Genomic DNA, 26374 nt, shown 5'->3' on the forward strand with positions numbered 1-26374 from the left:
GAACTAATGTGGAGATATCGGGGGGCTGCTTCGTGATTGGCGAATTGCGCCTTGGTACGTCTGCCTGAGGTGTTCGACGGTGGCATCATAATGCCGGCTCGCGTAGGCGGCGTACAGAATATCGATTACCAGCAGCTGGCCCCATTTGCTCGTTACGGATTCTCCGTAGAGTTCCCCGCCGCTGGGAACAGTGGCGGTGTATAAGAGAACATCCGCGTATTCGTGCAGCGGGGAACCCTCGGTGCCGGTGATGGCAATAGTCGCCGCCCCGCGTTTTTGGGCCAAGTGCATCGCGTCGATGATGGGGGTACTTTGGCCGGAGTCGCTGATTCCGATCAGCAAATCTCCGGGCTCGATGATGGCCGCCAACATGACCTGGATCGTCGTGTCCCGGTACAACATGCACTTCTTGCCGGCCCGGGTGAAGCGCATGACAGCTTCCTCAGCCGCGATGCTGGATGATCCCATGCAGCAGAAGATCACGGTGTTGGAGGCGTCGATGATGTCGACCGCGCGCTCGATGGACTTAATATCTTGTCGGTTCGCGGTCCGTCTGAGGGACTGTATGCTGCTTCGTTCGACCTTCCCGGCGATATCTTCTGTTGAGTCTCCGCGGTTGACGCCTTCGTAAACGACCTCCGAATTCGTTGACTGTGCGCCGCTTGCAGCTTTGGAGATGAAGGTAGCTTCGGCCAGGCCGAGCATCATGGATTTGTAACCATCGATGCCCAGTTCTTTCACGAACCTGGACACAGTCGATTCTCCGACGCCGGCAGCGAGGGCGAGTTCGGTGATGGTCATGGACTGGGCCTGCTCGGGGGACTTCAGCACTGCCTCGGCTACCAGACGAAGCGAGGGTGGCAGGTACGGCAACCGCCCCGATATTCGGTGCAGCAGTCCGCCTCCTGTAGAGGTCTCCGTCATTGTGCAATCTCCGGTCTAGGGCGATGTGGCCAGCGCGTTCAGCAGGTTTTCCACCGCGGCTTCGGTGGCTCGATCCACGCTTTCCCTAGTGTATCCACCGATGTGCGGGGTGGTGATGACCCTCGGATGCGAAATCAATTTGCTCGGTGCAGGCGGTTCCGCGCTAAATACGTCGGTGGCGAGAGTGTCCACCCGTCCGGAGTCCAGAGCTTGCAGCATTGCTGCGTCGTCTATGAGCGACGCCCTGGCAGTATTGATAACGATGGCGCCGTCCCGGAGCAGCCCTATCGCCTCGGCGCCAAGGACAGGGAGGCCTGCCGGCGGCATATGAAGCGATATGATCTGGCTTGCTGACAGGACAGTCTCCAATGGCGCCCAGGAGAAATCGGGAGACGGATTGAAGGATGCCAAGGGGTATTCATCGAACGCCAGCACTTTCATCCCCAGCCCCAAAGCCAGGGAGGCCACCCGGCGGCCTATCTGTCCGCACCCGATGACACCCAGAACCTGGCCGGAGATTTCGCGGCCCTGCCGGCGCTTCCAATCCCCTGATTTCAGTTGCGTGTCATGCCAAGGGATACTGCGGCAGCTGGCCAGCATGAGCGCGATCGTTAGTTCCGCGACTCCCTGGGAATTTGTTCCCGGCGCCGTGACGACACTTATGCCAAGACGAGCAGCTGCCTCCTGGTCGATGGAGTCAACGCCCACGCCGTTCCGGGAGATGGCCCGAAGGTTCGGAAGTTCTTCCAGCAACGCGCCGGAAAGGACTTCGGTCCCGGCTAGATAGCCGACACAGTCACTTAGGGAGGACCGGATTTGTTCCTCACTGGGTACGGCGCCGGGGGCCGGAAACACGAGATCGTATCCGGCGTCTTCCAGCAGCCTGAGGGCCGGGTGTCCCCCGCCCGAAAGTGAGCGGGGGGTCACTGCGATGCGGCCCTTACGGCCGGTGGTTGTCGTTCCAGTTGGCGGCATGGAGCTCAGGCCTGCCAACGGGGATTGTCAATGAACTCCGGCTTGCCGTCGCTTTCGACGCACAGCTTGCGGAATCCCTTGGTTTCGATGGTCCCGTAGTCGTGGCCGGCGTGTCCGGGGAAGGCGAAGAAAGTTACGAGCGGCTCGGTATCGGACACATTGATGCTGCGGTGGGCGTAGCGGCGCGGGACGTAGACCGCCTGGCCCGGGGTGAATTCGGCCGCCTGCCAGTCGCCTTCAGGGTTTTCCATAAGCATGTAACCGCGTCCGCTCAGGCAGTAGTAGATTTCGGCCGTGTCCAGGACTTCATGGAAGTGTCCCTTGGTCATGTGGTACTCATCGCCCACCTTTCCCGGATACGTGATGCTTGTTCCGTATGCCACGTCGCCGCTGGTGGATGGGACCCCCATGTCGAAGAACTCGTACACGAGCACGTCCTCCTTGGTGAGCTGAGCGGTGGCGGCCTCCTGGTCGGCGTACATCTCGGCCATGGCGGAGAGGCGGCGCTGCAGGGGGGCTTTGCTTTTTGACAGTCCGGTGACCACGTTGAAGTCGGTGACGACTGCTTCGACAGTCGTTGCGGGGGTGGTGTTCATGAGAGGTTCTCCTTCTGGGATACGGTGTGGGCAATATCGGAGAGGCGGTCAAAGTCCGCTCCCCGGGTGGGAATGTCGATGTTGAATACGTCGGCGATCACGCGGGTCCAGCCGTGGATGAAGTACACCCAGCCGTCCTCCACCCGGACCTGTTGCTCCGGTTGTTGCGCCCGGGCCTGGTCCAGGAAGACCAGATCGCCGCGGTAGTTGAAATCCCAGGCGATGGCTCCCTGGGGGAAGGTGACACTGTCGGTCAGCGGCGAACCAGGACGGTCTTTGCCCAGTCCGGTGGCGTTGATGATCACGGATCCGGGAGACGCGTTGGCAACGACGTCGTCGTTGGTCGATTCGTCCGTTGCCTGGACGTACGTGATCGGCAGCGTGCTGCTGATCCTGACGTGCATTTCCCGCATTTCCTCGAGCCGCAGACTCCGGCGGTTGGTGACAATGATTTTCTTGGGACCGGGGAGGCCAGCGGCGGCGCGCTGGTGCAGGTACAGGGTGAGTGCCAGGGAGGACCCGCCGGCGCCGAGCAATACCAGGTCTGCCGGCGAGTCTTTCCAGTAGTTTTCGGGAAGGATGGCTTCCAGAGACAGGCCGCTGGTGACGGCGTCCATGGCGTTGCCCCAGAGGTGCGGGGACCGTTTGCTGATGCTGCTGATCTCGTGCAAGAGCTGCGCATCGGGGCCAAAGTCGTCGAAGAGGTCGCGGGCAGCGCTGACAATGTCCAATTTGTGGGTCGTTACCAGTGCCCCGAGCGACATCGGGTCGGATTTCAGGAAACCGACGACGTCCCGGTAGGCCTCCCGTGGCGCGCCCAACGGCAGATCAATGCCTTTGAGGGTCGCATTCAGGCCGAGCTCTTTGGCCCAGGCAGGGAAGACTTTCATGATGGAGGATTTGTTCGTCGTGACACCGATGAAGTACATCGTCGGTTCGACGGCGGGCAGTAGCGTCACAGGGCGCTCCTAGAGTGTGGTGGTCGGTGGGGTGGTGGATTCGTGTTCTTCCCAGTCGCAGGCGCGGGCGACGGCCTTCTGCCAGCCGGCGTACAGGGCCGAGCGCTTTTCTTCTGACATGTCCGGAACAAAGGCCCGGTCGAGCGCAAACGTGTCCCGCAGTTCGTCCTGGCTGTTCCAGAATCCGCAGGCCAGGCCCGCGAGAAGCGCAGCACCTCGCGCGGTCGATTCCACCTGGCGTGGACGAAGGACCGGGACGTTCACCATGTCGGCCTGGAACTGCATGAGGAAGTTGTTGCGCACAGCCCCACCGTCGACCCGGATTTCCGAGACGGGGAGACCGGCGTCGGCTTCCATGCAATTAATCACGTCCTTGATCTGGAACGCGATGGATTCAAGGGTGGCCCGGATAATGTGGTTCCGGCTCGATCCCCTCGTCAGTCCGAGGATCGCCCCGCGGGCATACGGATCCCAGTAGGGTGCAGCCAGGCCGGTGAACGCGGGTACAACATACACCCCGCCGGAATCCTCGACCCGCATCGCAGCGTATTCGCTGTCGGCCGCGTCGTAGATGACCCGCAACTCATCCCGCAGCCATTGGATTGACGCCGCTGCCACGAAGATCAGTCCTTCGAGCGCATACTCGACCTTGCCGCCGATACCCCAGGCAATCGTGGTCAGCATGCCATTTGCCGAGCTGACGGGCTTGTCTCCGGTGTTCATGACCAGGCTGGCACCCGTGCCGTAGGTGGCCTTGACCATTCCGCGGTCGAAACACGCCTGGCCGAACAACGCTGCCTGTTGGTCGCCGATGGCCGCGGCGACCGGGATGTGGGCGCCGGCGAAGATTCCGTCGCAGGTGTATCCGTAGATCTCGCTGCTGGGACGCACTTCGGGAAGGATGAGCCGGGGTACGCCGATCTCGGTGAGCAGTTTGTCGTCCCAGTCCAGCGTGTTGATGTTGAACAGCATCGTCCGGGCAGCGTTGGAGTAGTCCGTGACGTGCGCTGCCCCGGCGGTCAGGTTCCAGATGAGCCAGCTATCGATGGTGCCGAAGCACAGTTCGCCGGCCTCTGCCCGGACTCGTGCACCAGGTACATGGTCCAGCATCCACGCAATCTTGGTACCGGAGAAGTAGGCGTCTATGACCAGGCCCGTTGTGGAGCGGACATGATCCTCCAGGCCCTTCTCCTTTAGACCGTCACACGCGCCTGCTGTTCGCCGGTCCTGCCAGACGATGGCGTTCATGATGGGTTTGCCGGTGCCCCGGTCCCAGATGACTGTTGTTTCGCGTTGGTTGGTCACGCCGATGGCACCGATGTCGTGCGGGTCGATGTTGGCCCCCAGTAGCGCGCGGCGGGCCACGGCGAGTTGGGTGTTCCAGATTTCCATGGGGTCGTGTTCCACCCACCCCGGCTTGGGGTATATCTGGGTGAATTCCTGGCTGGCTTCGCCTACGATCTCCACGTCTGAGTTGTAAATTATTGCCCGGATGCCGGTTGTCCCGGCATCCAGCGCCATGATGTACTTCGTCGTCATCGCCGATCCATTTCTGTGCGCGTTGCGGGTTGGTGCAACGCGTTAATTCGATTCGAAAAGGATCATGGCTTTCATCCCTTGGCCCGATCCTGCGTAGGCCATGGCCTTCTCGATGTCATCCAGTGTGAATGTCTGGCTGACCAGTGGCGAGAGGTCCAGGCGGCGCTCTCCGACGAGCCGAAGGGATTCGGCATAATCGGAGTTGCTTGACCCTGTCGTCCCCGTGAGTGTCAGGCCCTGGTAGTGGACCCTGTTGGTGTCCAGCGGCACGGTCTGTGCCTTACCGAGTCCTGCAAAGAAGTTCACGCGTCCGTGGGTGGCCAGCAGCTGGACCGCCTGCGCCTGCACTTCGGGTTTGGACACGCACGTCAGGGCAACGTCTATGCCACGGCCTCCGGTCTCTTCATCCACCACGGTGGCAAGGTCGCGTTCGGTGAGGTTGACCAGTACGTCTGCCCCGACGGATGCAGCGAAGTCCAGACGCGGCTGCCTGTTGTTTGAGACGATGATTTTCCGGGCACCGTAGAGTTTGCTCAGCATGACGTGGCAGGCGCCGATGGGTCCGGCGCCCATGATCAACACCGTGGTGCTGGGCCCCACGCCTAGCTTGCTGACAGCGTTGTAGCAGCACGAAAGTGGTTCCACTAGGGCCGCTTCTGCGTACGTCACGCTCCCGGGCAAGTGGAACACGTTGCCCCGGTTGATGGCGAAGCCGGGTATGCGCACGTATTCCTGGAAGCCGCCGTCCATGGTGATGCCGAAGGCTTCGTAGGAGGGACACATGTTATTCAAGCCCACGAGGCAGTTCGCGCATCGCCCGCAGCCGACGTTCGGCGTGACGCTGACCCGGTCACCCACGGCGTAGCCCACGACTTCACTGCCTGCCTCGGTGATTTCCCCGGCAAATTCGTGGCCGAGCACGCGTGGGGTGCCGTCCTGCAGTTTGAAGTGCCCGTTGGCGGCGATCCGCCGGTCAGTTCCGCAAATTGACGCTGCCTGGACTTTGATGACGATGTCGCTGGCTCCCGCAATTGGCGTCGGGATTTCGTCGACTGTGATCTTGCCCGGGGAATGGAGGCGTGCTGCTTTCACTGGGTCCGCACCTCCGCCTGCGCCTCGTCCGAAACAGCGAAGAGCATTTTGTTGTACCAGATTGCCCGGTCGGTGAGCTTCCTGAATGTTGCGGGCGCCGCCTCGAGGGGCAGGACATGGCTGATCAGTTCGTCCACGTGGAGATCGCGGCCCAGATGGGCGATGACCATGTCCCATTCGCTGCGGCCCTTGGGCACAACTTTGGCGTTCCACGTCCCGTAGAGCCGCAATTCCCGCCGCAGGAGCGAGGAGACGGCGGCCTTGGCCAGATGCAGGTCCCCGCTCAGGTCCCCGAGAAGGACCACCTGCCCCTGGACTGACGCTGCGTCGATCGCCTGGACCAGCGCGTTCGGATTTCCAGTCGCCTCGACGGCGATCTGCGGACCCCACCCGCCGGTGGCTGTCTTGGCAAGTTCGGCCGTGTCACCCGTTTTGGCATCGAGAGTCTCGAAGCCGAGGCCGGTCATGATCTCCAGCTTACGGTCGTCGATATCGGCCACCAGGACACGGGAACAGCCCAGAATCCGCAGCCACTGCGCGGCGAGGGCGCCGATGGGGCCGGCTCCAATCACCAGGGCCGTGGCATGGGTGGGGATCTGCACCTTCAGCATGGCGTGCAGGGCAACTCCGGCAGGTTCCACCATGGCCGCGTGGGTGAGGGGCATGTCGTTTGGAACGCGGAAGATGCTGCGCTCTGGCACCCACATCCTCTCGGACATGGCACCGTGCCTGCGGGAGCCGAAGTAGTCGTATCCGGTGCCCAGCGCATATTCGCCGATCTCGGACATCGGGTCATCGTGCCTGTGCAGCAGCGGAAAGACCGCCGCGCGGTCCCCCGGCGTAAGGCCGGGGCTGTGCGGGGCTTCCTCGACGATGGCCGAAAACTCATGTCCGAGCACCAGGGGGTAGTGATACGCCTTGCCGTGCCCGTAACGGAGCACATCGGATCCGCAGACTCCGACGGCGCCGACACGCACCAGCACGGGGTTGTCCCCGACCGGGTCTGGATCCGGGATGTCCGCGTATTCCAGATCGTTGAGTCCGTTAAGGATGGCAGCTTTCATGGTGTCTTAGACCTCCATGCCGTAGCGGTGGGCCTTATGCGTCGGGTAGAGCGCGATCTGCGGGATGGTGACGTCGGGGGTCCGCGTTGCCACGAACAGGGTGATTTCGGCGACGTTGTCCACCTCGATGCAGCTGGCGTGGATGCCTTCGTTGAGTTCCTTCTCGTCAAGCCAGCCGTCGATGTAGGCGGGGACGTCGCCGTCGTAGAGGCCCTTGTCGATGATTTCGGTCATCGGGGTCTTGACGTGGGACGGGTTGATGACGGTGACGCCGATCTTCTTGTCCTTGCCTTCGAGCAAGATGTTCTTGCTGAAGCCCATCAGGCCGTGCTTGGAGGCGCGGTACGGGCTGTGCCCGGGTCCCGACGCGACGCGCGCAGAGGACGAACCCATGTTGATGATGCGTCCGCCGTTTTCCTGCTTTTCCATGATCCTGAAGGCCTCCCGGCACATCAGGAACACGGCCGTCAGGTTCGGGGTCATCGTCTTGTTCCACTCGTCAAGGGTGACGTCCACTACCGGTGGGGCCAGGGAGTCGCGTCCGGCGCTGTTGACGATGAGGTCAACGCTGCCCCACGTGTTCTTGGCCCAGGCAAAGAGGTCGATGACGGACTGTTCGTCGGTGACGTCGGCGAGGATGGAGTGCACTTCTCCCCGGCCGTAGCCGCGGATGCTGGCGGTAACCTTTTCCAGTCGTTCTTCGTCGATGTCCACGAGCAGGACCTTGCTTTCGTTGGCGGCGAAGATCCGGGCAACGGCCTCGCCGATTCCGGATGCTGCTCCGCTGATGACGGCGACTTTGCCGGCCAAGGCAACTCCGGGCTGGGGGATGTATGTTTCGCTCATTTTGTTTTCTCCTCTTGGATGATGGAACTTGCAGAAAAGTGTTGGGGTAGGGCCGTGACCCGGCGGGACGCGGCGGCCGTTACGATGATGCCGCGTGGGATCGGATCGCGTCGGCGGCGAGTTCGGCAGCCTGCGCGGCGTTGGTGCGTATTTCTTCCCAGCGGCGGCCTGCGACGGCGTCGCGGGTCGCGATCCAGGAGCCGCCACACGCGACGACGGAAGGCTGTCCCAGCCAGGCTGTGACCGTCTCGGGCGTGATTCCTCCGGTCGGCATGAAGGACACGTCCGGGTACGGTGCGCTGAGCGCCCGGACCAGCCGGATGCCTCCTATGGCCTCGGCCGGGAAGAGTTTCAGCAGTCGCAGCCCAAGGGACCTGGCTGCCTCAATTTCCGTCGGCGATGTGACGCCGGGAATGATCGGCACGAAACGTTCCCGGGCGCGCCGGACGACGGCGGCGTTGAGGCCGGGAGAGACGATGAAGTGCGCGCCGGCGTCTGCGGCGGCGTCCACGTCCTCTTCGGACAGTACGGTGCCGGCTCCCACCAGAAGCCCGGGGACGTTCTCGACCATGCGGGCAATTGCTTCGGCGGCCGCATCCGTTCTGAAGGTGACTTCCGCGATGGGAAGACCGGCTTCGACCAGCGTCCGGCCGAGCGGGATAGCGTCGTCGGCATATTCGATCTCAATGACGGGAACAATGGCGAGCCGGCGAAGCGTATCTTCCAGATCCTCAGCGTTCATGACTGATGCTCTCTTCCTGCAGGACAGCGTCTGTCCTGGGTACGGTAACGCTGTAGGGTCGTCCGACGGTCGGGACCGTCCACTGAAGATCTCCCGCAGTGCGGGCAAATTCGGCGGCGGCATCGTCGGGGTTGATGGTGTTGAAGTCGAAGAGTCCGAAGTGGTGCCCCACCATGGCGGGTATGCGCGCTGCCAAACACAGCCCGATGGCTTCTTCAACCGTGAAGTTTCCGGGTACGCCGTTTGTCAGCCGGTGGCTGTCGCGGCCGTTGATGGGCAGCAATGCCAGATCCACTCCGTGCTGACGGAGCAGTTGGGACTGGCCTTCGTAGGGGACGCAGTCGCCTGAGTGGTAGATCCGGAATCCGGCGATGTCGATGACGTAGCCCAGGAACACCGAATCCCCGTGCTCGTCGGTTTCGAGTGTTTCGTGTGCGGCGGGAACTGCGGTGACCGTGATGTCCGGGGCCAGTTCGACCCGGTCACCGGCCGTGACCGGTGTGAATGAGCTGGCCGGGACGTGGCGGTCCAGGGCGATCTGGGCACGCGCCCTCGGGGCAATGAACCGGGGGCTGTTCCGCGTCTGGAGCGCCTGCACGGTAGCCGGGTCCAGGTGGTCGGTGTGGGCGTGGCTGTGAAGTACTGCGCTGACCCCTTGGATTTCTGAGGGGTCCACGGGCACTGGGTGGAGACGGGTGTGGGGGAATATGGTGCCGGCGTACTTGGTGGCGAGGCTGTCCGAGAGGTAGGGGTCCAGAAGTACCCTGCGTCCGACATGTTCGAGTGCAAATCCCGCCTGGCCCAGCCACCAGAATTTGATGTCCTCGGATGGTGTGGCTGCCTTGGTAAGGTAGCCCAGACCGGGCCCGTCTGCCAGGGTGCGAATGATGGGCTGGGAATTCATTGCCTCACCAGCCGCTCGGGGATGGTTTCGGGATCATGGTCTTCCGGGGGTGTCTGGGCTCCGGTCATGAGGGAGACGGCGTCGTTCATCGTGATCTCGGTCTTCTGCACGCAAGCGATCCGCCGGCCGAGCCTCTGAATGTGGATTCTGTCGGCTACTTCGAAGACGTGCGGCATGTCGTGGCTGATGAGGATGACTGGAATTCCCCGGTCTCTGATCTCGGCGATGAGGTTGAGGACTTTGGCTGATTCCTTCACGCCCAGCGCGGCTGTGGGTTCATCCATGATGATGACGCGGCTTCCGAACGCTGCTGCGCGAGCGACGGCGACGCCCTGGCGTTGACCGCCCGATAGTGTTTCCACGGCCTGGCCGATGTTCTGGATCGTCAACAGACCGAGGTCGCCGAGGATCTTCGCCGTTTCCTGGCGCATGGTCTTGCGGTCCAGCATCCGCAGTCCCCATCCAAGGGGTCCCGGCTTGCGGAGCTCCCGGCCCAGGAAGACATTGGCCGCTATGTCCCGGGCTGGGGCCAAAGCAAGGTGCTGGTAGACGGTTTCGATTCCTGCTGACCTGGCATCAAGCGGGGTGCGGAACCGTTCGGGTTTTCCTTTGACCCTGATTTCTCCTTCGTCGGGCACCACTGCGCCGGACAGGCATTTGATGAGGGATGATTTCCCGGCGCCGTTGTCTCCGATCACGGCGAGGACTTCTCCGGGGTACAGGGTCAGGTCCGCTCCGGCAAGTGCGGTGACGTGCCCGTAGCGTTTGACCAGGTTCCGGGCGGAGAGGATTGGCGTGATCTGCCGGGTCCGGGCTGGGTTGCTTGTCGTTGTCATCCTGCGACCTTTCGTGTCCACTGGTCCAGGCCGACGGCCACGATGACCAGGACGCCTGTGGTGAAGACCTGCCAGAGCACGTCCACGCCTGTGAGTGTCAGACCGTTGCTGAACACCCCGATGATCAGGGCGCCTAGCAGTGTGCCGGGCACGTGTCCGCGGCCGCCGAAGAGACTGGTGCCTCCGATGACGACGGCTGTGATGCTGGCAAGGTTTACGCCTTCTCCGGAGAACGGGCTGACGGAGCCGACGCGCCCGATGAGAAGCCATCCGGCAATGGCGCAGACGACGCCGGCGACGATGTAGACGCTTATGAGCACCGTGCTGGTGCGGATACCGCTCAGGCGTGCGCCTTCGGCGTTGTCTCCGACGGCGTAGATGTGTTCGCCCCAGGCGGTGCGCCGGAGGATGTAGCTGACGATGATGAAGGCTGCCAGGACGAGGACCGAGCCAAACGTTACCGGCGCCCCCAGAACACGAAACGTCTGGCCGGGCCACAGGAGCAGGTCAGGCAGTGCATTTGCCTTGACCGTCTGGCTGCCGGAGACATAGAGGTTAAGGGCGGTAAAGATGCTGAGGGTGCCGAGGGTCGCGATGAAGGGCGGTACCCGGAACCGGGTGACCAGGGCGCCGTTGAGGGATCCGCACACTGCACCGGTCAACAGAGCCAGGAGCAGCGCCAGCAGCGGGGGAGTGCCTGCTTCGGCGGCCAGCTTGCCGGCGATCACGGTGCTGAAGACCATGGCTGCCGCCACGGACAGGTCAATGCCTCCGGTCAGGATGATCAGGGTCTGTGCGATGCCGACCATGCCGATGATCTGGACCTGTTGCAGGATCAGGGAGATGTTCAGGGGCTCGATGAAGCGGGGTCCGACCGCGACGGTGAAGAAAATGCAGGCGAGGATGAGCACGGCAGTCGGCCCCAGCAATGGGTGGGCGTGCATGGCCCGCTGGATGCGGCCCAGGAGCGGGACTTGCGGCTGGTCGACGAGGCGTTCCCCGACCCGGCGCGGGGGTGCCGGCGCAGTTGGCGGTGGTGATACGGACTTCATGGTGTGTACCTTCGCTGTTCAAAGAGGTGGTGTCCTGGGGGGAATGGGGCTCATCCCCAGCAGTTCGCCAGACCCCAGGCCGTGTCCTTGGAGTCGACTCCGGCGGCGGGCTTGTCGCTGATGAGCGTCACGCCCGTGTTGGTGAAGTCCAGGCCCTGGCTGGTTGCAGGCCTGGTGCCATCCTTGATGTAGGCGCTGATGGCCTGAAGTGCGTCACCGGCCATCTTCAGGGGAAACTGCATTGACGTGGCTCCGATGGCTCCGGCTTTGACGTCCTTGACTCCGGGGCAGCCGCCGTCGATGGAGACCACTGTCACTTTGTTCTCGAGGCCCGCGGCCTTGATGGATTCGAACGCGCCAGCAGCGGCCGGCTCGTTGATGGTGTACACGAGGTTGATGCTCCGGTCACGCTGGAGGAGCTTCTCCATGGCGGTCCGGCCGCCAGCTTCGTTGGCGTTGGTGACTTCGTGGCCGACGATGCGGGAGTCTGACTCGTCGCCGATCTTGGACTTGTCGGCGACGTCGATGCCGAACCCCTGGAGGAATCCTTGGTCTCTTTGGACGTCGACGGCGACCTGGGCGGGGCTCAGATCCAGCATGGCGATGCGGGCCTGCTTGCCGCTGAACTGGGTGGCGGCCCACTTCCCGATGAGTACTCCGGCCTGGAAATTGTCCGTGGCGTAGGTTGCGTCGGCGGCCGAGGCCGGATTGGTGGGGGAATCCAGCACGGCGACAAAGACTCCGGCGTCGCGTGCCTTCTTGATGGCGGGAAGGATGGCTTCGGAGTCGGAAGGGGCGATCATGATGCCCTTCGCTCCCCGGGCGATCAGATTTTCTATCGCTTTGACCTGGGAGTCATTGTCACTCTGGCCCTGGCCGGACAGCGCCTGCAGCTCGAAGCCGAGTTCCGCTGCCTTCTGCTGGGCACCTTCGCGCATCTTGACGTAATACGGGTTGTCGTCGGTTTTGGTGATGAGCCCGACGAGAGGTTTGGAACTGCCTGAGGCTCCGGAACATCCTGAAGCTCCGATGGCGAGTCCGGCCGCGATCAGGATGGCCACCGCGGTTTTGATCTTCGGTGCACGCCTTTGTGTACGGGACAACATTCTTCAAGAGCCTTTCTCGCGTCCACGAGCGTCGCCGCTCTGAACTTTGGGGTGCTGTTGGTCACTACAGTAGCAGAAATTTTCAACCGTGCAATAACTTTTGGAAGAAAGTTCCAACCTCACGTAGGGTCGTTATCATGTGTGGAATTGTGGGATATGCGGGCAGGGTGGGATCGGCTGAGGCCGGGGTGACGAGCTTGGCGGTAAGTGTGGTCCTCGAGGGCCTTCGACGCCTGGAATACAGGGGGTACGACTCCGCAGGAGTCGCGGTCCTGGCCGGGGGGAGCGTTCATGTGCGCAAGAAGGCCGGAAAGCTGGCGAATCTCGCGGCACTCGTGGAAACCGAGCCCCTGCCGGCAGCAGCGGTAGGCATTGGGCACACCCGGTGGGCGACGCACGGGGCGCCGACCGATGTAAACGCCCACCCGCATCAGGCTGACGATGGCCGGCTCGCCGTCATACATAACGGGATCATCGAGAACGATTCACTTTTGCGGAGCCGGCTGGCAGCCCGGGGCCACGTGTTCCGTTCGGAGACCGATTCCGAGGTTGCGGCGGCCCTTCTGGCGGATAACTACCGCAGCCTGGATGGGGATCGGGCCGGCGACGGCCCTCTTGCCGCTGCGATGCGCCGGACATGCCAGGAGCTGGAGGGGTCCTTCACTATCCTTGCGGTGCATGCCGACCACCCAGGCCTCATCGTGGCTGCCCGCAGGGATTCCCCTCTCGTGGTGGGCCTTGGTGACGGTGAGAATTTCCTGGGATCGGACGTCTCTGGATTCATCGATTTCACGCGCCGCGCCGTCGAACTCGGACAGGACCAGGTTGTCACCCTCACGGCGGATGCGGTAGTCATCACCGACTTCAGCGGCCGACCCGCTGTGGGGAACGAATTCACCGTCGAATGGGAGGCCGCGGCAGCCACCAAAGATGGCCACTCTTCGTTCATGGCCAAGGAGATCCACGAGCAACCCGAAGCCGTCCGCCGCACCCTCAGTGGCCGGCTTGGCTCTGACGGAGCAGTTTCGCTGGGGGAGCTTGGAATCAGCGACAAAGCACTGGCGAGGATTCAAAAGATCGTCATCGTGGCCTGCGGCACGGCCTCCTACGGGGGCCAAATTGCCAAATACGCGCTCGAACGCTGGTGCCGCATACCCGTTGAAGTCGATCTAGCGCACGAGTTCCGCTACCGGAGCCCACTGGTTGACGACCGCACGCTCGTGATTGCCATCTCGCAATCCGGCGAAACGATGGACACCCTGATGGCCGTTCGATACGCGCGGGAACAGGGTGCGACGGTCCTCGCGATCTGCAACACCGTCGGCGCCACTATTCCCCGTGAAGCCGACGGGGTGCTCTACACGCACGCAGGACCCGAGGTGGCTGTAGCCTCGACAAAGGCGTTCCTGACCCAAGTGACAGCCACACTGCTGCTCGCTTTATATCTCGCCCAGATGCGGGGCTCCGGCGATCCGACGGAAATCTCAGCCGCAGCACGGGAACTGGCCGGCATACCAGGAAGGGTCCAGAGTGTGCTGGCGGGCGCAGGCCAAATCGAAGCTCTCGCCGCATCAATGGCCGACGTGACAGCAGTGCTCTTCATTGGTAGGCATGTCGGGCACCCGGTTGCCATGGAAGGGGCCCTAAAGCTCAAGGAGCTCGCCTACATCCACGCCGAAGGCTTCGCCGCCGGCGAGCTCAAGCATGGCCCGATTGCCCTCATCGAGCCGGGCCAGGCTGTCGTGGTCATCATGCCTTCGCCGGCCGCGAGCCCGGTCTTGCACGCGAAGATGATGTCCACAATCCAAGAAATCAAGGCGCGCGGGGGGCGGGTCATCGCCGTCGGGGAGGAGGGTGATGCCGCGACCACGGCGGATGCGTTGCTGACCGTGCCGGCGTCCAGCCCCCTGCTGGCGCCCCTGCTGACCGCCATCCCGCTGCAGCTCTTTGCAGCCAGCCTGGCCGGCGCCAAGGGGCTGGACATTGATCAGCCCCGAAATCTCGCGAAGTCCGTCACTGTGGAATGACACGCTCGGCCAAGGTGTAGAAATTCCTACCAAATATCTAGTTATGGTGGGAAATTCCTGCTACCTTGATGCTATTGCCAATGAGGGCAAGACCCATTGCGTCCCCAACTGGTCCCGGCCACCGAAATACTGCCGCCAGCCACTGCAATGGCATTCAGAGAGGCCCAACATGTTTCAACGGAGAAACCACAAACGGGGGAGCGCGGCCGTGGCCTTGCTTGCCTGTCTCATGCTGCTGACCACCGCCTGCGGGTCCGCGCAATCCAGTCAGACATCACAGACGAATTCCGCCGCTTCGGCAGCGTTTACAACCAAGGTCACCGCTGATGTCGCGGCAGTAACCGCGCCGCAGACCCCAACGACCAACCCCGTCCCGGCCAGCGCATCGCTCTCCACCGGGGCCAAGAAGATCGTGATCATCCCCTGTTCCATGGCCGTGGAAGGGTGCGCCCGACCGGCCCGTTCAACGCAGGAAGCCTCACGGCTCCTTGGCTGGGATGCGACCATTGACGACCCCGCAAGCGACAGCACCAAGATCTCTGCCGCTATTCAGCGGGCAGTTTCGCGGAAAGTCGATGCCATCGCACTGACGTCCATCGACGCCGCTGCAGTCCAAGGAGATATCAAGTCCGCGCGAGACGCAGGCATCGCAGTCACCTGCAACATGTGCGGTAACAAGGATGATCTGTACGAGTCATTGATTCCCGCCCTGGACGCTAACAACAAGGCGGGCTATCTGCTCGGTGAGTTCGCTTTCCTCGAAGCCCGTAAGCGCTTCAACTCGGCCCCCAAATTCATCGTCCTGACGGATCCGGAGTTCGACACCGTCAAGGCCCGGGTGAGTGGGCTTAAGCAGTTCATCGATGACTGCAAAGCCGCCGGAGCCGGCTGCGAGCAGGTCGCGGAAAGTTCCTTCCTGGCAGGTGAAATCAGCACCGTGGCCCCCGGACGGGTGGCCCAGCTCGCGCGCAGCAACCCCCGATACAACGTGCTGTTTGCAGGATTCGACGCGGCCATGCTGTTCTTCTCCCAGGGTCTGCAGCAGGCCGGACTGGCTGACTCCAAGAAGGCTTTCGGGATTTCCGTGGACGCGGACGTCGCCAACACAGAGATGATCCGCAAGGGCGGGTTCCAGGCGGCCTCCATCGGATTTGCCTTCGGCCGTGCCGGCTATGGCCAGGTGGACAATCTGAACAGGATCTTCAGCGGCCAGAAGCCCCAGGACCAGGGCGTCACTGGCAAACTCGTCACCGCCGAGAATGCCCCGGCCTCCGGCGGCTGGGATGGAGACTTCGACGCGGTGGGCCTTTACAAGGGACTGTGGAAGGTCAGCTGACATGACGACTTCCGATTCGCCCCGCACTGTGCTCACGGTGCGGGGGCTGTCCAAGACGTTCGTTGGGCAAAAGGCCCTCGACGCCGTGAACCTCGAGCTGCGCTCGGGTGAAGTGCACGCACTCCTCGGCCAGAACGGCTGCGGAAAGTCCACGCTCATCAAGTGCCTTGCCGGTTTCCATCACCCGGACGAAGGCGCCGAAATGACTCTGGACGGTGTGCCTGTCACCCTTCCGTTCGAACCCGCCCAGGCCGCGGCCATGGGTTTGGTGTTCGTTCACCAGGACCTGGGCCTTATTCCGAATCTTTCCATCACCGAGAATTTCGAAGCCTCAAGACGATACGGGACTGGGCTCTTCTCACGGATCCCGTGGTCCCGGATGCGAGAAAACACCACCGCAGAGCTGGCACTTCTCGGGCACCCGGATCTTGACCCCGACACGCCGGTCGGCCGTCTCCCGATCGCCCAACAGACCATTGTCGCCATAGCGCGAGCGCTGAGCTCGGCCGGCGAAGGGGCCAAGATCCTCGTCCTAGACGAACCTACGGCTGCTCTGCCCGACTCGGAAGCCGCGCTGCTGTTCAAAGCAGTCCGACGAGTCGTGGACAGGGGCGTGGCCGTCCTCTACGTCACCCACAAACTCGAAGAGTTGTCCGCATTTGCCGACAGGGCGACCATCCTGCGCGATGGCCGGAACGTGGAAACGGTCGACATAGCCGATACCGACCGGGACAGCCTCGTTCGGCTGATCGTTGGACGAGACGTGGAGGCCGTCACCCGCGCACATGGGCCACAGTTCACCGGACGAGAGCTCATGGACGTCCGCGGCATCTCCGGAAAACGGCTCCGGGACGTCTCGTTCACAATCGGGGCGGGAGAAATCATCGGGATCGCAGGAATGCTGGGATCAGGCCGGAGCGAACTCGCCCGGATTCTCTTTGGTGCGCAGGAACCCGTGAGCGGCACTATCAGTGTCCAGGGCAAAGAGTGTCGGTTCAGGACGCCCCGGGATGCGGTGGCGCGGAAGATTGCCCTAATCCCGGAGAACCGGCGTCGGGACGGCGGGGTGCTCGACATGAGCGTCGGTGAGAACCTCACGATGCCATCAATCGGCCGGTTCTGGCACGGCGTCAGGCTGTCCAAAGCCGCGGAACGGCAATGGATATCGCAACAGATCCGCGACTATGACGTCAGGCCGGCTTCGTCCGGCAGGCTGTTCCGGGTGCTCTCCGGGGGAAATCAGCAAAAAGTTGTCATCGCCAAATGGTTAGAGACCAATCCCGACATTGTCATCTTTGACGAACCTGTCCAAGGAGTGGACATTGGTGCGCGGGCGGAAATATTCGACCTCATTAGCAGTGCGGCGGAACGGGGGGCCGCAGTCCTGTTGATCTCCTCCGAGATCGAGCAGATGATTGCCCTCAGTCATCGGATCCTCACTCTCCGGCGCGGACGGATCGTCGCCGACGAATCAACCACAGGCCTGACCGCCGGCAAGGTCACACAGTCGATGTACTTCGACGGTGAAAGAACTAAGGAAACAACACAATGACTTCGACCCTAGACCCGACGTCCGCAACACCGCCGACCAGCGACCCCCGGAAAACCGGGAAGCGTTTGATGAACAGACGGCCCAACGAACCTCTGTCGTTGTTCTTTGCCCGGATAGCACTGCCGCTGCTCCTGGTGCTGTTGATTGTCGTTTTCTCCGTTGCGGCCCCCGAGACATTTGCGACTGTTGACAATCTCAAGACGGTGCTGAATCTTCAGGCGGTTCTGACGATTCTGGCAATTGGACTCCTCCTGCCGCTCATCGTCGGTGAACTTGATCTCTCCGTCGCCGCCAACCTGGGCCTTGGACTGATTCTCGTCACCGGCCTGACATCCCAGCAGGGCGTGCCGGCGGTCCCTGCCATCATCATCGCCGTTGCGGCTTGCACCGCCGTCGGCCTCATCAATGGACTGCTGGTCAGCAAGGCCGGGATCAATTCATTCATCGTGACCATTGGCATGAGTACAATCCTCACGGGGCTGATTGGCGCCTACACGCTCGGCAACGTCTTCTATGAGAACATCCCCAAGGAGCTCACAGAGCTGGGACAAGGCAACCTTCTTGGCATTCCGTTGCCCGTGCTCGCCGCGGCGGCCATTGGACTGATCCTCTGGTACATACTGTCGCAGACACCTGCAGGGCGGTTTCTTTACGCCATTGGGGGGTCACGGGACGCCGCACGGCTCTCGGGGATCGCGGTACCCCGGCTCACAATCGGCGCCTTCGCCGGCGCAGGCGCCCTGGCCGGCATCGCCGGCGTCATCCAGGCAGGAATCCTCGGGAGCGGCAGCCCTACAGTGGGGCCACCGATGTTGCTGCCGGCCTATGCCGCAGTCTTCCTCGGCGCCACCGCATTCCTCCCCGGAACGTTTAATGTCTGGGGGACCATTGTTGCCGTTATCACTCTCCAGGTGGGCACCACGGGACTGGCCCTCATTGGCGCGCCGTTCTGGATTGAACCGTTGTTCACCGGTACTGCCCTCATCGCCGCCGTCGCCGCCACCCGGCTTCTGCGCGGCGAGGCCACCTAAGCCGGGCATGAAAGCCCAAGAAACCACCACATCAACGAGAAGGCGAATCACATGAACATCAATCTTGCGGGCAAGAAAGCCCTGGTAACAGGGTCCAGCCAGGGGATAGGCCTGGCCATCGCCAAGGGTCTCGCTGCAGCGGGAGCCACCGTGACAATCACGGGTCGCAATCAGGAGCGGGTGGAGAAGGCTGCCCAGGCCGTAAACAACCTCAACCTGCCGGGACGACTCACACCGCTTGCGGTTGACCTCTGCACAGAGGAGGGAACTGCCAAACTCTTCAGTGCGCTCCCTGCCGTGGACATCCTGATCAACAATCTGGGCATCTTTGAGCCGAAGTCGTTCTTCGACATCGATGACGACGAATGGATCCGGTATTTCGAAGTCAACGTCCTCACCGGAATTCGGACGGCCCGCCAGTATCTCCCCGGAATGATGAAGGACGGCTGGGGTCGCGTTGTATTCATCTCGAGCGAATCAGCGTTGCAGATTCCGCCCGAGATGATGCACTACGGCGCAACAAAAACGATGCAGCTGGGCATTTCCCGTGGTCTGGCGGAACTGACTGCCGGGACCGGCGTCACCGTCAACTCTGTCCTGCCCGGACCGACATTCTCAGAAGGCGTCTCCGATTTTGTCGTGAAGATGGGGGGAGATTCCCAGCTCTCCGCCCAGGAGCAGACAGATGATTTCGTACGGGAACACAGGCCCACATCGTTGCTGCGACGCGCGGCCACGACAGACGAAGTCGCCAACCTGGTCGTTTATCTCAGCTCACCCCAGGCCTCGGCGACTGTGGGTGCCGCTGTGTCCGTTGATGGCGGCACCCGGCGCGCGATCTTCTAAGCCGCAGTGAACGCCCAACGCAACTGTGGAGGGCGACAGGTACAGAGGCGTGGAGAGGGAACCCATGGCACAGCGCCGGCCCTCTCCACGCCCGGTCCTGGCGTGACTTGCGGGCCGTATGATCTATGTTCCAAGAGGGCCATTTCACCAACTAATCGCGTGCAGGCAAGACCGTGAAGCGGGCATTGTGTTTGCTGGACGGGAAGGAATGGGACGCCCAGGATTTCGCGGCCAAACCTAAGGACTGGAGGATGCGCCACAGAAGCCACCTCGTATGCCTTGGCTGCGGCTCGCGCGCCTTCTTTCGAGACACCTCCAGGCACGGGAGCCGGGCATTTTTCGGCGCGAAACCTCACGGGTGGGCCTGTCCCGTCGTCTCGTATAGTTACGGCGTCTTCAGGTACCTGCAGTAACGAACCCGCATTGAGTCGGCCTGCCCATTGGTTCAATGCTTCGGTTGGAGGCTTAGACGGTCGACGCCGTGCATGGCGTCTGCGGCCCGCACCAGGGTCAGGTGGGAGAAGGCTTGGGGAAAGTTTCCCGCCATCCGATTGTCCTTCATTGAGTATTCTTCGCTGAGCAGGCCGAGGTCGTTGGAGAGTCCCACCAGCATGTCCATCAGGTTCCCGGCGTCGGTCCGGCGGCCCGAGCGAGCATACTGTTCCACCAGCCAGAAGGAACACGCGAGGAATGGATGCTCACCCGGTTCCAATCCGTCAACGCCCGTCTCAGTGCGGTAGCGCAGCAGCAGTCCCTCCGCGGTGAGCAGCTCCCTTTCGAGCTGGGCGACGGTGCTGAGCATGCGCTCATCGTCATAGGCCAGGAAGCCAACCTGCGGCAAGGCCAGCAGGGCGGCGTCGGTCTGCTGGCCGCCGTAGGTTTGCGTGAACGAGTTGAGGTCCCGGTTGAATCCGAGATCGACGACTTCCGCGGCCAAGTTCTCACGGAGTCTCTCCCACTGCTCCACAGGACCCGGCAGTCCGTGGTCCCGAACGGCCCTCACCCCGCTGTCAAAGGCAGCCCACATCATGACTCTGGAGTGGGTGAAATATTGGGCATCGCCACGCACTTCCCACAGGCCGAAGTCTTTATCCGCGAGGTGATTTTCCACGGATCCAAGCAGCGCCCGCTGAAGTGCCCAGGAGAAATGATCCTCTTTGCCCCCGGCGAGACGAAGTCTTTCAAGAGCCACCATCACTTCGCCGACCACATCGGCCTGGTACTGGGATACGGCAGCGTTACCGATTCGCACCGGTCTGGCATTCCGGTATCCGGGAAGGTGGGGCAGCTCCTTTTCCGTCAGATCCCGTTCGCCCCCCACACCGTACATTATTTGCAGGTCCTCGGGATCGCCGGCGAGGGCCCGCAAAAGCCAGTTACGCCACTTGAGGGCCTCGGTCTCATAGCCATGCGTCAACATGGCCTCCAACGTCAAGGACGCGTCGCGCAGCCAACAGTAGCGGTAGTCCCAATTGCGCGTACCCTCAAAATCTTCAGGCAGGGAAGTGGTGGGCGCCGCGACAATGCCGCCGGTCTCATAGTGGGTGAGCGCACGCAGCACCAGCAGTGACCGCTTCACTGCCCCGCCGTATTTGCCGTCATCGCGGCAATTGCCGGCCCAGGTGGTCCAGTAGTCCACTGCGAGTTCGAGGGCAGCATCGACATCGATGGCCGCCGGCACATCCTCGTGTGAGGGGAACCATGTCAGTTCGAAGTCCACGGTCTGCCCCTGTGCAACCGTAAACTCCCCGGCATGCCGGTGACCTTCGGCCATCGGAAGGTAGTCTCCCCGTAAGGCGAGCGCGTCCGGACCCGACATGGCCAGCAGTATCTCCGCACCCCGAACCGCCGCGCTATCAAGGACCCGGCTTACCCAGGGCAACACGGTGGCGTATTGGGGTCGGATTCTTATCTCCTGGCGCATGAGGACGGTCCCGCTCAGTCCTGTCACGCGACGGACAAGACGCGAACGTCGGTCACCAACGGGCATGAATTCCGTCACCAACACCCGTCCGGTGTCGGTCTGCCACGTTGTCTGGAGTACGAACGTCGAGTCCACATAGTGACGATCAATCACGACGGCCTCTGGCGGGCTCGGCGCCAACAGCCATCGGCCGTGTTCCTCGCTCCCGAGTAGGGCGGCAAACACCGACGGCGAGTCGAAACGAGGGAAACACAGCCAATCCACGCTGCCTTGCAGGGAAACAAGAGGTCCGGTGTGAAGATCGGATAGCAGCGCATAATCTTCTATCGGTGCGGCCATGCTTCACTCAATCACGACGGGACGGAATCCAGATAGGCCCTGTCGTTGCCCGCCTCTCGAATTCCACCGGGTTTGTTCCGTCTGTGCCGAGCATCGGGCCGTAGGGGCAGTAGGTCACGCAGTAGTTTGCTTCATTCCCGGGAGCATCTCAGGCGCGGGTGAGTCGAAGTCCTGGAGTGCAGTCGAAGAAGGCTGGCTGTACGACGCGCGCAAACGGAATGATGAGCCATTGGTTCCCGTAGAACTCCACATAGGAGTCAGAGGGGCAATGTGCGAAGGCTTCTTCGCGAGTCATGTCGTCGTTCCCTTCCATGGTGTTCGAGCGGGTAGGCTTTGCCCGGGCCGCATCATCCTGACGCCTTCAGCCCTGAGACTTCCTGACCGCCGAGCGTGATGTCGGTGTGGTGCTACTCATCATCATAGCAGGAATTTTCCACCTCGTTATCTTTTTGGGAAGAAATTTCCCGTTGAAGACCTGCCCGGCAGGAACCCGGGCAGGTCTTCAACGACTTGGTGCTTCCCGTGAGACCGTGCTTCCCGGAGTCAGCGTCCGCGGTTGTGCATCACGTGTTTGGTGCGGGAGTAGTCATCGAGGGCGTAGATCGAGAGATCACGCCTCGGGGTTCCTTGGATACTGCAGGCGATGACTCCCTGTGGCGGTATAAGCAGGGCTTGATCACGGCTGCGCGAGGCAACGACGCCGGCGCGGCCGCTTCCATCAACGAGGCATCACTTCTCGATGCCTCGGAGCGGATCAAAGCACGGCTTGCCGCGCAGAACGTTGGCTAGGCGCGCCCCGCGGAGGACGGCGGCGGGCCGCCCCGCCGTCGTCGGATTCGATCCGCACGGAATGGACGTGGGAGCCTTCGACTCCTGCAACGGGGACCGCAAGATCGATGAAGATCCCTGAGCACCGTGCCCGGTTGTGCCGTAGGGTAGCGGTCATGGAACTCCGCCTCGAGGTCGTCCAGATACCCGTCTCAGACGTGGACCGGGCCAAGGCCTTTTACACTGAGAAGCTCGGCTTCGTGCTGGATCACGACGTCGAACACATACCCGGAATGCGCGTCGTCCAGCTCACCCCGCCCGGCTCGGCAGCCTCCATTGTCATCGGAACCGGGATGACCAGCATGGTTCCCGGTAGCTTGGAAGGTCTCCAACTGGTCGTGACGGACATGGCTGCCACGCGGAGCGAGCTGCTCCAACGAGGCGCGCCCGTCAGTGAGGCCCAAGACATGGGCGGGTTTGCCTTCGCGTATTTCAGTGACCCCGACGGCAACCGCTGGGTGATTCAGGAAATCCCGCTGAAGGACACCCCCAGCCGTTAACAGGCCGGGCTTATCGAGTTTGCGAGTGCCAGAGTAACGACGGTGAGAAGTTCCGGGCCTGTGCGCTGGCAAAGTGCGCGGCAGCAACGAGCCGTGGCATCGCGGGCGTGACCGGCGTAGCCTGCGCTTAGGCGAATACAGCGCGCACCTGCGCGTCGGCACGAAGCGGGCGGTGCCCATGAAGAAGTTCGGAACAGAAGACAGCCACAGCCCTCCGGCGGCTCCGGCCGAACCGGGGCGCCTGTCACCGCACCGTGGCTCATTGCGCCTCGCCGCCACCTTGGCGTTTGCCGGTTTCGTGGTATCCGTGGTTGCCGGGCTGTTCCACGCCGATTCGGCCAGCGCGAACGACCACCCTGCGACGTTCGCGGAGTACGCCCGCAGCGGCATCTGGACGGCCGTCCATCTCGGCCAGTTCGTCGGCATGGCGCTTCTCATCTCGGGGCTGCTGGTCCTGCTGGTGGTCCTGAAAGCGCCGGACGGGGCCATGGCCTGGACGGCCCGGTTCGGCGCGGTGGCGGCGGTCGCGGCACTGGCACTGTATGCCGCGCTCCAAGCCGTCGACGGGGTCGCCCTCAAGCATGCCGTGGACGCGTGGGCTGCCGCGGCGGAACCGGAGAAGGCTGCCCGGTTCGCGACCGCCGAGGGCGTCCGGTGGCTGGAGTGGGGCGTGCGCAGCTACCAGAGCTTCATGCTGGGCGCGGTCCTGTTCCTGACCGGCGCCGTGGTTGTCAGAGCACGCCGCGTCTCGCGGCTGATCGGCTACCTCATGGCGCTCTCCGGCATCGCGTACCTCGCCCAGGGCTGGATCATCGGGGCCGAAGGCTTCTCCCCGGCCAACACCATTCCCACGCTGGCAGGCATTGTCCTGATGCTGGTGTGGACCGTGTGGTTGCTGCTCAGCGCGTGGTTTGGCAACGATGCGCCGTCGGGGGACATGTGACGCGGGTAACGGGCCACTCACGGCCGAAGTCGCCGGAAAGCTGCCCGTTCGCCGGAAAGTTCCGGCGAATTCGCAAGTTTCCGGCGAATTCGCGCGTGGGAGCCGGAAGCGCAGCCGACATCGGCTCCCTGGATCAGGGCTGCCGGTAGCGGATACCCCAGCTGAGGTCCCAGGTCTCGCCGGGGGCCAGCCAGCGCAACCCCTCGCCGCTGTTGAAGGCGTCGGCCGGAGCCGTCATCGGTTCCACGGCCACCGCAGTGACCGGGCCGTCTGCGCCCGGGAAGACGCCGGTGGTGAATGCCTGGATGTAGCCGAAGGACGCATCCATGAACAATTGCACCTGGCTGCCGTCGGGGGCCTCCAGATAGTGCAGCGAGCTGCCGTCGGGTTCCCTGCGGACGTTGCCCCACGCATCGTCGAGGGCGACGGCGCCCACTAATTGCCCCGCCCGGAAGTCGTGGCGGGTTCCGTGGACAGCCGTGGTGGCGCCGGTCGGATTTAGCCGGTGGTCGACTTCGATGTGGGTGTCGGCATTGATGACGAGCGTCAGGTCCTCGGTCGGCACGGCACCCAGCCGGAGGAAGGGATGTGCCCCGACGGCGACCGGGGCGGCCCCGCTGCCGGTGTTGGCTAGGCTGTGGGTGACAAGGAGTCCGTCCTCGGTGAGCTGGTAGCGGACCGACGTCGAAAGTTCAAAGGGGTAGCCCGGTTCAGCCGCGACGTCGGCGGTCAGGGTGATGCTGTCCGGCGTCCGGTGCGCGACCCTGTACGCGGCGGCGGATAGCAGGCCGTGCAGGGCGTTGCCGTTGCCCGGTTCCGTGATCTCCAGTTGCTGCGGGACGCCGTCGTAGGTCCACTTGCCGTCGGCCACCCGGTTGGGCCACGGCACCAGGACCCAGCCGGCGCACGACGGCGGAGCGGACTGGGCGGGATAGTCCTGCACAAGGGCGACGCCGTCGATTTCCAGGGCACGCAGGCTGGCGGCGATTTCCGTCACGACGGCTTTTTGGCTGCGGCCTCCCAGCGTGGCCTGCAGCTCGAAGTGCGCGCCCATCGGTGAACGTGTCTGGTGCGGCCCCGGCTGGTTCTGCACGCACTGGTGTTGCACTGCCTGATTCTGCACTGCCTGATTCTGCACGTTCAGCCTGTCTGTGACGTGGGTGAGGGCACGGTGCCGGCGGTTGTGCCGAGGCCGGCGGGATCTGCCAGGAACGGGGTGAAGGCCAGTTCCGCGGCTCCGATCATCATCAGATCAGAACCGAGGGCTGCGCGGTAGATTTTTGCCTGTCCGGCGGGGCCGTCCATTGCCTGGGACAGCAGCATTGCCTGCAGCGACCCCGGGGCGAGCGCGTGCAGGGTTCCCAGGAAGCCGTCAAGGACGATTGCGTCGGGGTTGAAAATGTTCACAGCGTTGCGCAGGGCTATGCCCAGATAGGTCAGCTGGCGTGCGACTTCGTCGCTGAGCCCGGCGCTGTTGCTGTTCCCGAGGGCTCTTTCGAGGTCGGCGGTGTCGCCGCTGCTCAAGCCGGCCAGTTCGAGGAGGCGGCCTTGGGAGACCTCGGTTTCCAGGCAGCCCGTGGCACCGCAGTGGCAGGTGGTGCCGCCCGAGCGGACAAAGGTGTGGCCGAGTTCCCCGGCATAGCCGGAGGCCCCCCGGAGCAGTTGCCCGTCCGCGATGATCCCGCCGCCGACGCCGCTGGCACCACCGTTGAGGTAGATCAGATTGCCCGGCCGGGTACCAACACCGGCACCAACAACGGCACCAACACCAGCGCCAGCGCCGAAAATCAGCTCGGCTTCCGCGCCCAGGGAAGCGTCGTTGGCGGCCTGGCAACGGTAGCCGGTGGCCTCGCTCAGCATCCGGGCGACCGGCTCATTGCGCCAGCCCAGGTGCGGCGCGTGCCGCACGACGCCGTCGTCGCGGTTAACCAGGCCGGGCACGGCCATGCCAATGCCGGTAATCCGGTAGGAGGCATCGAGCTCGGACCGCATCCCGGCGATGACGGCCGCTGCGATATTCACCGCCTCCCGGGCGCTCGGAATCCGTTCCGTTTCTAAGCGGATCTTCTTCTGGACCTTCCCTCCGAGGCTGACCAGGCCGATGGTCACGGCGTCGACTTCCGGATTGACGGCCAGCGCCGCAATCGACGGGCTGGGGTGGACCTCGGGACTCGGCCGGCCCACCTGCCCCTCGCCGGCGGGCGCCGTTTCATAGACCAGCCCCAGCGAGGTGAGCTGTCCGATCAGTGTCCCGACCGTGGAGCGGTTCAGCCCCGTGAGCCGGGTCAGCTGGGCGCGGCTGAGTACGCCGTGGTGATGGACGAGGGAGGTCAGCAGCGACAAATTGTTGCGGCGCGACGGATCCGGCTCGCCCGCCGGGGCCGAGGGATGGGTACGTGGAGGCATCATCGTG

At 63.1% G+C, this 26374-nt stretch carries 24 protein-coding genes; 7 read left to right on the plus strand and 17 right to left on the minus strand.

The window, feature by feature from the left end; all coding sequences use genetic code 11:
• Positions 1-3: 3 nt before the first annotated feature.
• The 13 genes from ACVWYS_RS01775 to ACVWYS_RS01835 all read right to left on the minus strand — a co-directional run bounded on the left by ACVWYS_RS01775 (position 4) and on the right by ACVWYS_RS01835 (position 12635).
• Positions 4-924 carry a MurR/RpiR family transcriptional regulator gene (locus tag ACVWYS_RS01775; protein ID WP_344366820.1) on the minus strand — a complete coding sequence of 307 codons (921 nt, stop codon included), beginning with the start codon at positions 922-924 and terminating at the stop codon, positions 4-6.
• 15 nt (positions 925-939) lie between these two features.
• Positions 940-1851, minus strand: a complete 912-nt coding sequence (locus ACVWYS_RS01780; protein ID WP_456509262.1) for a phosphoglycerate dehydrogenase — start codon at positions 1849-1851, stop codon at positions 940-942.
• A gap of 53 nt (positions 1852-1904) precedes the next feature.
• On the minus strand, positions 1905-2495 hold the full coding sequence (locus ACVWYS_RS01785; protein ID WP_344366816.1) for a glucose-6-phosphate isomerase: 591 nt from the start codon (positions 2493-2495) through the stop codon (positions 1905-1907).
• Positions 2492-3454: a shikimate dehydrogenase family protein gene (locus tag ACVWYS_RS01790; protein ID WP_456509263.1), complete on the minus strand. Its 963-nt coding sequence runs from the start codon at positions 3452-3454 to the stop codon at positions 2492-2494. Before ACVWYS_RS01790 ends, ACVWYS_RS01785 begins: the two co-directional genes overlap by 4 nt.
• A 9-nt stretch (positions 3455-3463) precedes the next feature.
• Entirely contained in the window at positions 3464-4993 is a 1530-nt protein-coding gene (glpK, locus tag ACVWYS_RS01795) for a glycerol kinase GlpK (RefSeq protein WP_344366811.1), read from the minus strand.
• A 42-nt stretch (positions 4994-5035) separates the two neighbouring features.
• Entirely contained in the window at positions 5036-6085 is a 1050-nt protein-coding gene (locus tag ACVWYS_RS01800; RefSeq protein WP_456509264.1) for a zinc-dependent dehydrogenase, read from the minus strand.
• Entirely contained in the window at positions 6082-7149 is a 1068-nt protein-coding gene (locus ACVWYS_RS01805; RefSeq protein ID WP_456509265.1) for a galactitol-1-phosphate 5-dehydrogenase, read from the minus strand. Before ACVWYS_RS01805 ends, ACVWYS_RS01800 begins: the two co-directional genes overlap by 4 nt.
• Before the next feature lie 6 nt (positions 7150-7155).
• Entirely contained in the window at positions 7156-7995 is an 840-nt protein-coding gene (locus ACVWYS_RS01810) for an SDR family oxidoreductase (protein WP_344366806.1), read from the minus strand.
• Between the two features lie 79 nt (positions 7996-8074).
• Positions 8075-8737: a bifunctional 4-hydroxy-2-oxoglutarate aldolase/2-dehydro-3-deoxy-phosphogluconate aldolase gene (gene eda, locus ACVWYS_RS01815; RefSeq protein ID WP_116766213.1), complete on the minus strand. Its 663-nt coding sequence runs from the start codon at positions 8735-8737 to the stop codon at positions 8075-8077.
• Positions 8727-9641 carry an MBL fold metallo-hydrolase gene (locus ACVWYS_RS01820; RefSeq protein WP_344366804.1) on the minus strand — a complete coding sequence of 305 codons (915 nt, stop codon included), beginning with the start codon at positions 9639-9641 and terminating at the stop codon, positions 8727-8729. The genes eda and ACVWYS_RS01820 overlap by 11 nt, the downstream gene beginning before the upstream one ends.
• Positions 9638-10477: an ATP-binding cassette domain-containing protein gene (locus ACVWYS_RS01825; protein ID WP_456509266.1), complete on the minus strand. Its 840-nt coding sequence runs from the start codon at positions 10475-10477 to the stop codon at positions 9638-9640. The genes ACVWYS_RS01820 and ACVWYS_RS01825 overlap by 4 nt, the downstream gene beginning before the upstream one ends.
• A complete protein-coding gene (locus tag ACVWYS_RS01830; protein ID WP_456509267.1) occupies positions 10474-11529 on the minus strand; it encodes an ABC transporter permease in 1056 nt (351 codons plus the stop codon). Before ACVWYS_RS01830 ends, ACVWYS_RS01825 begins: the two co-directional genes overlap by 4 nt.
• 50 nt (positions 11530-11579) lie before the next feature.
• Positions 11580-12635 (minus strand): substrate-binding domain-containing protein, encoded by a 1056-nt coding sequence (locus ACVWYS_RS01835; protein ID WP_344366797.1) that lies wholly within the window; start codon positions 12633-12635, stop codon positions 11580-11582.
• A gap of 137 nt (positions 12636-12772) precedes the next feature.
• Here ACVWYS_RS01835 and glmS point away from each other — a divergent pair, with 137 nt between their 5' ends.
• Genes glmS through ACVWYS_RS01860 form a run of 5 tightly spaced genes read left to right on the plus strand, consistent with a single transcriptional unit; the run spans position 12773 to position 19427 of the window.
• Positions 12773-14662, plus strand: a complete 1890-nt coding sequence (gene glmS / locus ACVWYS_RS01840) for a glutamine--fructose-6-phosphate transaminase (isomerizing) (protein WP_456509268.1) — start codon at positions 12773-12775, stop codon at positions 14660-14662.
• The gene (locus ACVWYS_RS01845) at positions 14619-15998 is read left to right on the plus strand and encodes a substrate-binding domain-containing protein (protein WP_456509269.1); all 1380 of its coding nucleotides are present in this window, start codon (positions 14619-14621) and stop codon (positions 15996-15998) included. Before glmS ends, ACVWYS_RS01845 begins: the two co-directional genes overlap by 44 nt.
• A gap of 1 nt (position 15999) precedes the next feature.
• Positions 16000-17550 carry a sugar ABC transporter ATP-binding protein gene (locus ACVWYS_RS01850; RefSeq protein ID WP_456509270.1) on the plus strand — a complete coding sequence of 517 codons (1551 nt, stop codon included), beginning with the start codon at positions 16000-16002 and terminating at the stop codon, positions 17548-17550.
• Entirely contained in the window at positions 17547-18581 is a 1035-nt protein-coding gene (locus tag ACVWYS_RS01855; protein ID WP_456508251.1) for an ABC transporter permease, read from the plus strand. Before ACVWYS_RS01850 ends, ACVWYS_RS01855 begins: the two co-directional genes overlap by 4 nt.
• A gap of 51 nt (positions 18582-18632) precedes the next feature.
• Positions 18633-19427: an SDR family NAD(P)-dependent oxidoreductase gene (locus tag ACVWYS_RS01860; RefSeq protein ID WP_456508252.1), complete on the plus strand. Its 795-nt coding sequence runs from the start codon at positions 18633-18635 to the stop codon at positions 19425-19427.
• Positions 19428-19872: 445 nt separating this feature from the next.
• Here ACVWYS_RS01860 and ACVWYS_RS01865 read toward each other — a convergent pair whose 3' ends face one another.
• Both ACVWYS_RS01865 and ACVWYS_RS01870 read right to left on the minus strand, forming a co-directional pair.
• A complete protein-coding gene (locus tag ACVWYS_RS01865) occupies positions 19873-21690 on the minus strand; it encodes a glycoside hydrolase family 15 protein (RefSeq protein WP_456509271.1) in 1818 nt (605 codons plus the stop codon).
• 148 nt (positions 21691-21838) lie between these two features.
• Entirely contained in the window at positions 21839-21985 is a 147-nt protein-coding gene (locus tag ACVWYS_RS01870; protein ID WP_161958203.1) for a hypothetical protein, read from the minus strand.
• Positions 21986-22634: 649 nt separating this feature from the next.
• Here ACVWYS_RS01870 and ACVWYS_RS01875 point away from each other — a divergent pair.
• Together ACVWYS_RS01875 and ACVWYS_RS01880 are read left to right on the plus strand one after the other, a co-directional pair.
• Positions 22635-23018, plus strand: a complete 384-nt coding sequence (locus ACVWYS_RS01875; RefSeq protein ID WP_344366782.1) for a VOC family protein — start codon at positions 22635-22637, stop codon at positions 23016-23018.
• A gap of 178 nt (positions 23019-23196) precedes the next feature.
• Positions 23197-23961: a DUF4386 family protein gene (locus tag ACVWYS_RS01880; RefSeq protein WP_456509272.1), complete on the plus strand. Its 765-nt coding sequence runs from the start codon at positions 23197-23199 to the stop codon at positions 23959-23961.
• Between the two features lie 133 nt (positions 23962-24094).
• Here the strand turns inward: ACVWYS_RS01880 and ACVWYS_RS01885 are convergent, their stop codons facing one another.
• Positions 24095-25084 carry an aldose 1-epimerase family protein gene (locus tag ACVWYS_RS01885; protein WP_456509273.1) on the minus strand — a complete coding sequence of 330 codons (990 nt, stop codon included), beginning with the start codon at positions 25082-25084 and terminating at the stop codon, positions 24095-24097.
• A gap of 17 nt (positions 25085-25101) precedes the next feature.
• A complete protein-coding gene (locus ACVWYS_RS01890; protein WP_456509274.1) occupies positions 25102-26370 on the minus strand; it encodes an ROK family protein in 1269 nt (422 codons plus the stop codon).
• Positions 26371-26374: the final 4 nt, after the last annotated feature.

The organism is Arthrobacter sp. TE12231 (assembly GCF_054062895.1).

What these genes read in the sequence shown, in the direction of transcription:
- ACVWYS_RS01775 (WP_344366820.1), bottom strand. Translation starts at nt 924, where the DNA reads ATGACGGAGACCTCTACAGGAGGCGGACTGCTGCACCGAATATCGGGG.
- ACVWYS_RS01785 (WP_344366816.1), bottom strand. Translation starts at nt 2,495, where the DNA reads ATGAACACCACCCCCGCAACGACTGTCGAAGCAGTCGTCACCGACTTC.
- glpK (WP_344366811.1), bottom strand. Translation starts at nt 4,993, where the DNA reads ATGACGACGAAGTACATCATGGCGCTGGATGCCGGGACAACCGGCATC.
- ACVWYS_RS01805 (WP_456509265.1), bottom strand. Translation starts at nt 7,149, where the DNA reads ATGAAAGCTGCCATCCTTAACGGACTCAACGATCTGGAATACGCGGAC.
- ACVWYS_RS01810 (WP_344366806.1), bottom strand. Translation starts at nt 7,995, where the DNA reads ATGAGCGAAACATACATCCCCCAGCCCGGAGTTGCCTTGGCCGGCAAA.
- eda (WP_116766213.1), bottom strand. Translation starts at nt 8,737, where the DNA reads ATGAACGCTGAGGATCTGGAAGATACGCTTCGCCGGCTCGCCATTGTT.
- ACVWYS_RS01820 (WP_344366804.1), bottom strand. Translation starts at nt 9,641, where the DNA reads ATGAATTCCCAGCCCATCATTCGCACCCTGGCAGACGGGCCCGGTCTG.
- ACVWYS_RS01825 (WP_456509266.1), bottom strand. Translation starts at nt 10,477, where the DNA reads ATGACAACGACAAGCAACCCAGCCCGGACCCGGCAGATCACGCCAATC.
- ACVWYS_RS01830 (WP_456509267.1), bottom strand. Translation starts at nt 11,529, where the DNA reads ATGAAGTCCGTATCACCACCGCCAACTGCGCCGGCACCCCCGCGCCGG.
- ACVWYS_RS01835 (WP_344366797.1), bottom strand. Translation starts at nt 12,635, where the DNA reads ATGTTGTCCCGTACACAAAGGCGTGCACCGAAGATCAAAACCGCGGTG.
- glmS (WP_456509268.1), top strand. Translation starts at nt 12,773, where the DNA reads ATGTGTGGAATTGTGGGATATGCGGGCAGGGTGGGATCGGCTGAGGCC.
- ACVWYS_RS01850 (WP_456509270.1), top strand. Translation starts at nt 16,000, where the DNA reads ATGACGACTTCCGATTCGCCCCGCACTGTGCTCACGGTGCGGGGGCTG.
- ACVWYS_RS01855 (WP_456508251.1), top strand. Translation starts at nt 17,547, where the DNA reads ATGACTTCGACCCTAGACCCGACGTCCGCAACACCGCCGACCAGCGAC.
- ACVWYS_RS01860 (WP_456508252.1), top strand. Translation starts at nt 18,633, where the DNA reads ATGAACATCAATCTTGCGGGCAAGAAAGCCCTGGTAACAGGGTCCAGC.
- ACVWYS_RS01865 (WP_456509271.1), bottom strand. Translation starts at nt 21,690, where the DNA reads ATGGCCGCACCGATAGAAGATTATGCGCTGCTATCCGATCTTCACACC.
- ACVWYS_RS01870 (WP_161958203.1), bottom strand. Translation starts at nt 21,985, where the DNA reads ATGACTCGCGAAGAAGCCTTCGCACATTGCCCCTCTGACTCCTATGTG.
- ACVWYS_RS01875 (WP_344366782.1), top strand. Translation starts at nt 22,635, where the DNA reads ATGGAACTCCGCCTCGAGGTCGTCCAGATACCCGTCTCAGACGTGGAC.
- ACVWYS_RS01880 (WP_456509272.1), top strand. Translation starts at nt 23,197, where the DNA reads ATGAAGAAGTTCGGAACAGAAGACAGCCACAGCCCTCCGGCGGCTCCG.
- ACVWYS_RS01890 (WP_456509274.1), bottom strand. Translation starts at nt 26,370, where the DNA reads ATGATGCCTCCACGTACCCATCCCTCGGCCCCGGCGGGCGAGCCGGAT.